General features: G+C 73.3%; 2 protein-coding genes. Both read left to right on the top strand.

The window, feature by feature from the left end:
- The first annotated feature begins 263 nt into the window (after nucleotides 1–263).
- Nucleotides 264–599 (top strand): hypothetical protein, encoded by a 336-nt coding sequence (locus tag I5E_RS11695; RefSeq protein WP_022907153.1) that lies wholly within the window; start codon nucleotides 264–266, stop codon nucleotides 597–599.
- Between the two features lie 134 nt (nucleotides 600–733).
- Nucleotides 734–1843 (top strand): bifunctional metallophosphatase/5'-nucleotidase (locus I5E_RS11690; RefSeq protein ID WP_022907152.1); only part of this gene is annotated, 1110 nt, incomplete at its 3' end.

The following is a 1843-nucleotide window of genomic DNA, read 5'->3' as shown; positions in this document are numbered from 1 at the left end:
CGCCTGGGCCTCGGCGGCGATCGCCTCGGCCGAGATGCGTCGGGCCTCGGCCTGAGCCCGGGCGGTCTCGACCTGGGCGGCAGCGGCGGCCTCTGCCTCGACACGGGTCTTGCGGGCCTGGGCCTCGGCGACGGCGGAGACCTCGGACTCGAGCTCGGCGCGGCGGAGCTCGGCACGCTTCTGCGCGGTCAGCTGCTCCTGCTCGACGACGCCCTGGGCGGCACGCGCCTGGGCGAGCGGGCCGGAACCGGCTGTGGTTCGAGGTGGACGGCACCCGCGGGTCCGCCGCCTTCGACCAGGAACAGCCGGAGTCGGCGTGGTTCGGCAACGAGCGGGGTGCGCAGATCGTCGTGCGGGACCCGTCGCTCGGTGTCCCGGACCAGCGCCGGCTGGCGGTCGTACCGGCCGGGCACCCGCAGGGCTACCTCGACGCGTTCGCCGCGTTCGTCGCGGACACGTACGAGGCGGTCCGGAGCGGGCCCGACCCGGAGGGCTGGCCGGACGGGCTCCCGACGTTCGCGGACGGGGCCCGGGCCGCGCACGTCATCGACGCCGTGGTCGGCAGCGCTGCCGACGGCACGTGGCGGGAGATCCCGTGACGAGCGGGACGCCTGACGCCTGACGCCTGACGCCTCCAGCGGCGCGCGGCCCGCGTGTTGCGTGTGTGAACACCACGTGACGTGTTGCGGCACACCCTGGCGCGTCGCTGTACGAGTTCATAGGTTCGTGGGCGATGAACGCTCACACCTCCTCGCGCCGACTACGGCGCCTCGTCGGTGGCGCAGCACTCGCCACCGCCGGCGTGCTCGTCGCCCTGTCCGTCCCGTCCGCCGCGCTGGCCGCCGACGGGGACACCACGATCGACCTCTACGACGTCAACGACTTCCACGGCCGCATCGCGCAGTCCATCAGCACGCCGCCCCGCGACGGCGACGCCGCGGGCGCGGCCGTGCTCGCCGGGGCGCTCGACGAGCTCCGGGGCGACGACCCCACGACGAGCGCGTTCGTGAGCGCGGGCGACAACATCGGCGGCTCGACCTTCGAGTCCTTCATCCAGGACGACCAGCCGACGATCGACGTGCTGAACCAGATGGACCTGTCGGTCAGCGCGATCGGCAACCACGAGCTCGACAAGGGCCAGGACGACCTGCGCGACCGCGTGATCGGCGGCCAGGGCGAGGGCGTGCGCAAGGCCGAGTGGGACTACGTCTCCGCGAACATCCTGGACAAGGCAACCGGCGAGCCCGCCTTCGCCCCCTACGCCATCGAGGAGATCAGCGGCAAGCGCGTCGGCTTCATCGGCGCCACGGTCGACCTCGTCGGGCAGGGCCTCGTGAGCCCGGACGGCATCCAGGGGCTCGAGATGGGCGACATCACGACCGAGGTGAACAAGGTCGCGGCCGACCTCACCGACGGCGTCGCCGGCAACGGAGAGGCCGACGTCCTCGTCCTGCTCGTGCACGACGGCGCCGAGAGCAGCGCCGCGACGGACCTCGACGGCGACTCCGAGTTCGCGAAGGCCGTGCGGGGCGTGGACCCGCGAGTCTCCGCCATCCTGTCCGCCCACACGCACCAGACGTACGTGCACTGGGTCGCCCCGACGGGGAGCGACGTCGAGCGTCCGGTGATCCAGACCGGTTCGTACGGCTTCAACCTCGGGCACGTGCAGCTGCAGGTCGCGGCCGACGGCACGGTCACCCCGTCCGTGGCCGAGAACATCCGGCTCGTCGACGGCACCTTCGGTACCGGGATCGGGCTGTCGGGAGGCGCGGTGCGGCTCCGCCGGTCGGGCTGCGGCTGCCGTCGGACCGGATCGTGCGCCGTCCGACCGGATCGTGCGCCG

This window comes from Curtobacterium sp. B18, from assembly GCF_000333375.1.
Classification (GTDB): domain Bacteria; phylum Actinomycetota; class Actinomycetes; order Actinomycetales; family Microbacteriaceae; genus Curtobacterium.
This window is presented reverse-complemented; position numbering and strand designations above follow the sequence as displayed.